At 43.5% G+C, this 8,465-nt stretch carries 7 protein-coding genes; all 7 read right to left on the reverse strand.

All coding sequences use genetic code 11. The features are described 5' to 3' along the window. Positions 1–12: 12 nt before the first annotated feature. The gene (dtd, locus tag CVD23_RS17795) at positions 13–477 is read right to left on the reverse strand and encodes a D-aminoacyl-tRNA deacylase (protein ID WP_101579660.1); all 465 of its coding nucleotides are present in this window, start codon (positions 475–477) and stop codon (positions 13–15) included. 11 nt (positions 478–488) lie between these two features. Further along, a complete protein-coding gene (locus CVD23_RS17800) occupies positions 489–2,684 on the reverse strand; it encodes a RelA/SpoT family protein (RefSeq protein ID WP_101666730.1) in 2,196 nt (731 codons plus the stop codon). Positions 2,685–2,962: 278 nt separating this feature from the next. Then, positions 2,963–3,475: an adenine phosphoribosyltransferase gene (locus CVD23_RS17810; protein ID WP_101579109.1), complete on the reverse strand. Its 513-nt coding sequence runs from the start codon at positions 3,473–3,475 to the stop codon at positions 2,963–2,965. Beyond that, positions 3,466–5,832, reverse strand: coding sequence for a single-stranded-DNA-specific exonuclease RecJ (gene recJ, locus CVD23_RS17815; protein ID WP_101666731.1), 2,367 nt, complete (start codon positions 5,830–5,832; stop codon positions 3,466–3,468). Before recJ ends, CVD23_RS17810 begins: the two co-directional genes overlap by 10 nt. 163 nt (positions 5,833–5,995) lie before the next feature. Next, the gene (locus tag CVD23_RS17820) at positions 5,996–7,216 is read right to left on the reverse strand and encodes a cation:proton antiporter (protein ID WP_101666732.1); all 1,221 of its coding nucleotides are present in this window, start codon (positions 7,214–7,216) and stop codon (positions 5,996–5,998) included. A gap of 10 nt (positions 7,217–7,226) precedes the next feature. Then, positions 7,227–7,721: a cation:proton antiporter regulatory subunit gene (locus tag CVD23_RS17825; protein ID WP_101579106.1), complete on the reverse strand. Its 495-nt coding sequence runs from the start codon at positions 7,719–7,721 to the stop codon at positions 7,227–7,229. Positions 7,722–7,813: 92 nt separating this feature from the next. After that, positions 7,814–8,380 carry a tyrosine-type recombinase/integrase gene (locus CVD23_RS17830; RefSeq protein WP_101666733.1) on the reverse strand — a complete coding sequence of 189 codons (567 nt, stop codon included), beginning with the start codon at positions 8,378–8,380 and terminating at the stop codon, positions 7,814–7,816. Positions 8,381–8,465 lie beyond the last annotated feature (85 nt).

Here is an 8,465-nt window from a genome sequence, read left to right on the forward strand (position 1 = left end):
CCGGAAAGACTTTTAGCGTCTCTCCGGTTTTTTTGCTTCTTTGCTGTCGATGATTAATGTTACAGGTCCATCGTTGTTCAGCTCAACATTCATCATCTCGCCAAACCGGCCTGTTTCGACGTGAATGCCTTTTTCACTGAGCAGCTGATTAAAAATGGCATAGATCTCGACCGCCTGTCCGGGCTTTGCGGCATCCATAAAATTAGGGCGCCGCCCTTTGCGGCAGTCGCCGTATAAGGTGAACTGTGATATAGATAAAATCTCTCCGCCCACATCAAGCAATGATAAATTCATTTTGCCGTTTTCATCTTCAAAGACGCGGAGATTCACAATTTTATCTGCAAGATATGCAGCGTCACTTGCATCGTCTTCGTGGGTTATACCAACAAGCAGGACAAAGCCGTATAGGATATTTCCGACAACCGTTCCTGCAACAGTCACTTTTGCTTCCCTGCTTCTTTGCACGACAACACGCATTGTTTTTCTCCTTAATTCATGATCCTTCTAACCGAGTAAATGTCAGGAATTTGCTTGATCCGGTCGACTACCTTTTGCAGGTGGCTGACGTTGTGAATCGCAATAGACATCATGATCGTTGCCACTTTGTTGCGGTCAGACTTTCCGGAAACAGCCGAGATGTTCGTTTTCGTTTCATTGACCGCCTGGAGGACTTCATTGAGCAGCCCCCTGCGATCATATCCGCTAATCTCGATTTCAACATTATATTCCTTTCGGTCATTCAAGCCGGTTTCCCATTCAACAGGGATCAGGCGGGCCCGGGCATCTCCCGAATTGATATTGGTACAATCGGCACGGTGCACAGAAACGCCGCGGCCTTTTGTAATAAAGCCGACAATTTCATCGCCAGGAACCGGGTTGCAGCAACGGGAAAGGCGGATTAACAGGTTATCAATGCCGGAAACACGAACGCCTGACTCCCGTTTTTTGACGGACGGAAATGATTTTAATTCAGTAACAGCATCGGAAATATTCGCTTCCTGCTCGCGATCCCTCTGACGCCGCGATTTCTCTGTTAAGCGGTTCGCCACCTGCAGGGCCGTAATCCCGTTGTATCCAACCGCTGCATACATATCCTCTTCATTCATGAAGTTGAATTTTTCAACAACCCGCTTAATATTATCTGCAGTTAAAATTTCTTTCAAATCGAAATCCATGTTGCGGATTTCCTTTTCAACAAGCTCTTTGCCTTTTTCAAAATTTTCGTCTTTCCGCTGTTTTTTGAAAAATTGCCTGATTTTATTTTTTGCCTGCGACGTTTGAGCCAGCTTTAACCAGTCCTGACTCGGGCCATACGAGTGCTTCGATGTTAAAATTTCAATAATGTCCCCGGTCTTCAGCTTATAATCGAGTGTGACCATTTTTCCATTTATTTTTGCGCCAATCGTTTTATTGCCGATCTCCGAATGGATCCGATAGGCAAAATCAATCGGCACCGAACCGTATGGGAGCTCAATAACGTCTCCTTTTGGTGTAAAAATAAAGACCATATCGGAAAACAAATCGATTTTCAGTGATTCCATGAATTCTTCGGCATTTGCTGTATCATTTTGAAATTCCAATATTTCCCTAAACCATGTTAACTTATCTTCAAAGGTAGAACTATCGTTGACTCCTTTGCCTTCTTTGTAAGCCCAGTGGGCCGCCACCCCGAATTCAGCAATTTGATGCATTTCGAATGTCCGGATTTGCACCTCTAACGGATCGCCCTTTGGCCCGATAACGGTTGTATGGAGCGACTGGTACATGTTCGGCTTCGGCATCGCAATATAGTCTTTAAAGCGTCCCGGCATCGGCTTCCAGCATGTATGGATAATTCCAAGCACCGCGTAGCAATCCTTGATGCTGTTTACAACAATTCGAACCGCTAGCAAGTCATAGATTTCATTAAACTGTTTATTTTGCAAAGCCATTTTGCGATAGATGCTGTAAATATGCTTTGGCCTGCCGGAAATTTCGGCTTTAATGGACACCTCACTCATCCTGTCACGCACTTCACCAATTACTTCATCAAGATACTGCTCCCGCTCCGCCCGTTTTTTCTTCATCAGATTGACAATGCGGTAATATTGCTGCGGGTTTAGATATCTTAAGGCTGTGTCCTCAAGCTCCCATTTAATTTTCGAAATCCCGAGCCTGTGCGCCAGTGGAGCAAAAATCTCAAGAGTTTCATTAGAAATGCGCCGTTGCTTTTCAGCAGGCAGGTGCTTTAAAGTCCGCATGTTGTGGAGCCGGTCCGCGAGCTTAATCAAAATGACCCGAATATCCTGGGCCATCGCCACAAACATTTTTCGATGATTTTCGGCTTGCTGTTCTTCATGCGATTTATACTTAATTTTACCGAGTTTCGTTACACCATCAACAAGCATTGCCACTTCATCGTTAAAAACTTCTTTTATGTCCTCAAACGATATGTCAGTGTCTTCGACAACATCATGAAGAAAACCGGCTGCAACCGTCGCAGGATCCATCTCCAAATCAGCGAGAATCCCGGCAACCTGGATTGGATGGATAATGTACGGCTCACCTGATTTTCTGTATTGCTCTGAATGGGCACTCCTGGCAAATTCATATGCTTTTCGAACCAGGTTAACATGCTCGCCATTCAAATATTGTGCTGTTCGGTCGATGACTTGTTCGGCGGTTAACACTTGATCGTTCGCCATATGATCACCTTTATTTTCCCGTCGTATTGCTTCTTTTTGCAGAAGCTGTTTTATCTATATGAAGAAGACTTGCAATCTCTCTACTTTAAATCACCTGAGCCAATATTTAGAATGATTGTTACTATTATTAAAAAAAATGGAGAAGATGTAAAGGGAAAGGAGTTTATTTTTTCTGGAAAACTAAGAAAATGTCGAATTTGGTCAGAATTTAAGACTTCGATAGATCATATGTCAATAAAAAAGAGCACCTTCAAACCAAGTGCTCTTTCCTATCATCTTTAAAATTGCATTAAAGTTAAAATGTCGTAATTATCAAGCTTGCTACGGCCGTCCAGATAGGTTAATTCGATTAAAAAGGCGATTCCGGCGACAATTCCGCCAAGTTCCTCGACCAATTTGATCGTCGCTTCTATCGTTCCCCCGGTTGCGAGCAGGTCATCGGTAATCAAGACCCGCTGCCCTGGCTTGATCGCATCCTTATGAATAGTCAGTACGTCTTTCCCATACTCAAGGCCATAATCAACTTTGACTGTTTCACGCGGCAGCTTTCCTTCTTTTCTGACAGGGGCAAAACCTACTTCAAGAGAATACGCTACCGGACAGCCGATAATAAAACCGCGCGCCTCAGGACCAACCACTAAATCTATTTTTCTCTCCTTTGCATAGGCAACGATTTGGTCTGTTGCATATTTATATGCCTGGCCGTTATCCATTAATGTAGTGATGTCTTTGAATTTAATTCCCGGTTTTGGCCAGTCGGGAACGATCGTTACAAATTGTTTTAAATCCATTCTTTTATTGCCTCCTCATGTTTAACCGACCCTTGAATGTATTGGTCGAACCAGCCTTTTAAGTGCTGAAACGGCGAATAAAGCAAATCATTCTCAATAGTATATTGTGCAAGTTTTGCTTGATAGGTTTTTGAATCTGTTAAATCACGCTTATTTATCGTTTGTTGCAAGGAAATAAATCCATTGTTTATTGTAACAAACTCCAATTCAAAAAACACCTGTGACATAAAATCAACCGTTTCTTTCGTCCAGCCCCTGTTCTTTGCCAGTGCGTCGCCAAGCTGATTTAAATCGAATGGGGACTTTTTCGCAAGGAACGCATAATACCACTTAAAATGCTCCCTTGTTGGCAGCGTACTAAAAAACTCGCTGTCTTCTTTATAAAAATGAACGTATATCCGTGCCGGCCGTTTATTAGCAATGAGCCTTGCCAGCCATTCTTTTGCCGGAGGGAGATCAACGATTAGCAGGCTGCAATCATTAATATCCAATTGGGCCGCTTCTTCTTCAGAAGAAATACAGATTATTTTCTCGTTAAGGATGCCCGCAAATCTTTGTTTGTTCGCTTCATGAAACACAATGGCTTTCAAGTTGGTCGCTGGAATCGACTCCGACAGCCTGTCATAGCGCTTTAATCCACGGAAATCAAAGAGCTGCCAAGCTGCGACCGACAAGTCATGCAAAAAGATTTGCGGTTTGCGAATATTATTCCATTCATTAATCGACAGTTCTCCGATAACTGACAGTTTTGTTGCAGGTGAAATATGGTCGTATAAATGGCCAAGCCCAAACCCGATCCCGTCCAATTCAGTCCCGTTGTCTGCAAGAGTCATTTTCAGATGGTCCTGGTTGGAGCCAATTTTTCGCATGCTGCTGATTGCGGCATTTTCAACAAGCACTTTCGGTTTTGGATTATCGGTTCCATATGGAGCAAGCATTTGCAGTTCCTTAACCGAGGACAAGTGAATCTCACTCAGGTCGATTTTCGCATCCAGGTTAACGGCCGGTATTAAATCCTCTTTGGTAAGCTTTTCTTTGGCAAGGTCATTGAGACGGGAGCGGAGCTCGTCCACATTTTCAAGCTGCAGCGTCATCCCCGCTGCCATCGGGTGGCCGCCAAAATGGGGAAGAATGTCCTTGCAGAGCGAGAGATTTTTATACAGGTCAAAGCCAGGGATGCTCCTGGCGGAGCCCTTCGCCTCGCCTTTCTCTTTATCAAAACTGAACACAATGACTGGCCGGTAAAATGTTTCGACAAGCCGGGAGGCAACAATGCCTATTACGCCGGCATTCCAGCCCTCCTTGCCAACGACAAGCATTGCATGTTCATCGACAGGAAAGTTTTCTTCTACTTCCCTGATAGCCTCTTCCGCGATGGAGCTCACAAGTGCTTGCCGCTGTTTATTCAGTTCATCAATTTCCTCCGCCAATGCGGCTGCTTCAAGCTCATCATCAGTCAAAAGCAGCTTGACGGCAGGATCAGCGTTTTTTAATCTCCCGGCTGCATTGATTCGCGGTGCAATCATAAAGCCGACGGTTTCTTCGGTAATGGCGGCGGTATCGGCACCAGTCACTTTAAATAAGGCTTGCAGCCCTTTATTTTCTGTTATGCTCAATCTCTGAATTCCTTGCCGGGCAATCAGCCTGTTTTCCCCTGTTAATGAAACAAGATCTGCAATCGTGCCGATCGCGGCAAATTCGAGTAAATGCTCAGGCATTCTCCCGTAAAGTGCGTGGGAAAGCTTTAAAGCAACTCCCACCCCCGCCAGTTCCCGGAACGGATAAAGGCTGTCTTCCAGTTTAGGGTGAATGATCGCAAGAGCTTCCGGTAAATCCGGACCTGGTTGATGGTGATCGGTAATGATGAGGTCAACGCCAAGCCCGGCCGCGATTTTTGCTTCATGGAGTGCTGAAATTCCCGTATCAACCGTAATGATCAGGGTGAATCCTCTTTCAGCAGCTTTCCTAAAGGCCTGTTCATTTGGGCCATATCCTTCTGTAAAACGATTAGGTATGTAAAATTCAACATTGGCTCCTAGCTGAACCAGTGTTGTCATCATGACAGCGGTACTGCTCACTCCATCAGCGTCATAATCTCCAAAAATCAAGATAGGCTCTTGCTTGCCGATCGCCTCTTGAATTCGCCGTACTGCTTTATCCATATCTTTAAGCAAAAATGGATCATGGAATTGCTGTTCTTTATCAAATAAAAAAGACCGTGCCGCTTCCACGGTATCGAGTCCGCGATTGATAAGCAAAGATGCTACAAGAGGAGTAATGTTCAGTTCTTTTGCCAGTGCTTCTGATTTTTCCCGGTCGGACTGCTGTACAATCCAGCGTTTTTTTGACTTTAGCATACGTTCCCTCCTCAACTTTACTATTATACTAGAGCTTGGATGGTGATTCAATCAAAGATCGACTGTACGTGTTCAACTGTCGGCTAATTTTAACCGGTTCCACAAAAAAGCCTGAGTTAAAAAAAAAAAAATAACGCATCTAAGATACGTTATTTTTTTATGCTTATTCAGCTGGGGCTCTCAATTTTTTTGGCTTGTTGCTCCACTTAAAGATTTTATCTAATAACCTGTAGATGGTTTTCGATTCCCTTGTAAGGAGCGGTCCTAAAATCGCCAGTATGAGCACATACAAAGCTGAAAATGGCTTTAGTATCGGCATTAATCCACCCGCAATCCCAATGTTTGCGACGATGATCGAAAATTCACCGCGCGAGACAATCGTCAGTCCGATATTGGAGGATGCTTTATAGGATAAACCGGTGCGCCGGCCCGCAATCATTCCTGCAACAAAATTGCCGACGATTGTTAAAACGACAGCGCCGAGCACGAGCCACACCGCTCCGCCGAGGGAAAATGGGTCGATATTTAAGCCAAAGCTGAAGAAAAAGATCGCACCGAAAAAATCCCTGAAAGGAACAACCAAGTGTTCAATCCGCTCACTTTGCTCTGTTTCTGATAAGACGAGTCCAAGCAGCAGGGCTCCGATCGCTTCAGCAACATGGATCGTCTCCGAAAATCCAGCGATGAAAAACAGCGCGGCAAACACGACAATGATGAAGATCTCATCTGAAGCAATATTGAGCAGCCGATTCAAAAGCGGTGTCGCTTTTCTGGCAATGATAAAAAATAATAGCATGTAACCGAGGGCAATCAGAATCGAGGTGATTGCATCTCCGAATGAACTCGATCCGCCAAGAACTAACCCTGAGACAACAGAAAGATAAACGGCAAGGAAAATATCCTCAAACATGATAATGCCTAGAATCAATTCGGTTTCAGGATTACCCGTTCGCCTCAGGTCAACAAGAACTTTTGCGACAATCGCACTAGAAGAGATCGTTACGATACCCGCTATAATTAATACTTCAAGAGTCGGAAAACCCATCAGATAGGCATACAGCAACCCCAAACTAAAGTTGATCACGATATAAATAGTCCCGCCTGTAACAATTGATTTTCCCGACTTAATTAATTTTCCAATTGAAAATTCAAGACCCAAATAAAACAGTAAAAACAAAACCCCGATTCGGCCGAGGAATTCGATAATTTCCCGGCTTTCTATGAAAGTTAAATCAATAATCCCAATTTTAGGAGCGTGCGGCCCGACGATCATTCCAAGAACGATCAAAAAAGGGATGATAGAGAATCTTAGCTTCCCGGCGAGAATCGCTGCTAAAGCTACAAGGACCAATGCTGTACCAACTTCAAACACTAAATGATCCATCTATATAGTCTCACCCCTCACTTGTCAGCATTTCTTTTATGAAGCTCTTCAGCTCACTTCTTTCTCCTGAAATAACTAACGTATCCCCTGCTTCAATCAGCGCATCCGGACCTGGACTGATCACCTTGCGCAAACTCTTTTTCATGATGGCTATCACATTGACCCCATATTTATTTCGAAGATCAATGCCTCCAATCGTCTGACTGACGACCGGGGCATTCGGCTCAACCTTAAACCACTCGATAACCAAGCCGGCAAAAGCCATTTCAACAGATTCAAGAGCTTGCGGTTTATAAACCATGCCGCCTAAAATCGCTGCTACTCGTCTTGCTTCTGAATCATTAAAAGTTATATTCGAAATGCTTTCCTCGTAATCATCATCATCAAAATGGTAAATCTCGCGGCGGCCATCATCGTGGATAATAATGACAACCTTATCCTTGTTCTTAGTAATGATTTCAAACTTTTGCCCGATTCCCGGAAGCTCGATTTCGCGGATGTTCATAATAAATCCTCCTCAATTGTTTGGGGGTAACATAATGACCAGGTGCTGGATATTCAACTTGGGGTTATACGAAACATAAACGGCATTGCAACTCACAAATTAACATCGATCTCTGTAACGATCTTTTCGGCTTTTGTCACACCTATATACTTCATAGTCTCAGCAGGTGTGGAATGATGGAAATATTCCTGTAAAAGGGAAATCGCAACCCCCCGTTTGTAGGCATGAAACCCAAATGTCTTGCGCAACGAATTCGTGCCTATTTTTGCTGTTATCCCAATCTCCTTTGCGGCATCATTAATGATACGGTATGCCTGTTGCCGTGATATAGGCTTATCTGTTTTTGAAGACTTAAATAAATAGTCGTCTTGATTTAGGTTTACTGCTGCCAGGTATTCTTTAATTGCCGCTTTTGCTTTTCTATTTAAGTGAATGCTCTTCTGTTTGTTTTTATCCATACAAAACAGGTGCAAAGAATCTTTGACCTTTCCATTGTTTTCGGCGACATCGCTCACTTTAATATCAAGCATTTCAGTAATCTTTATACCTGTATTAATGCCGAGTACAAACAGCAAATAATCGCGCTGGGAGTGCATTTTCAACACTTTTTTCATCGCTTGAATGTGTTTTATATCTCGTATAGCCTCAACATATTCCATATGCCAACCCCTTGGATCAATATCGTATTGTCAAAAATTAAATATATAAATCAAGCAAATACATTGATATCAGAGGGTTTATAAG

This window comes from Bacillus sp. V33-4 (assembly GCF_002860225.1).
Taxonomy (GTDB): Bacteria; Bacillota; Bacilli; order Bacillales; family Cytobacillaceae; genus Bacillus_BJ; species Bacillus_BJ canaveralius.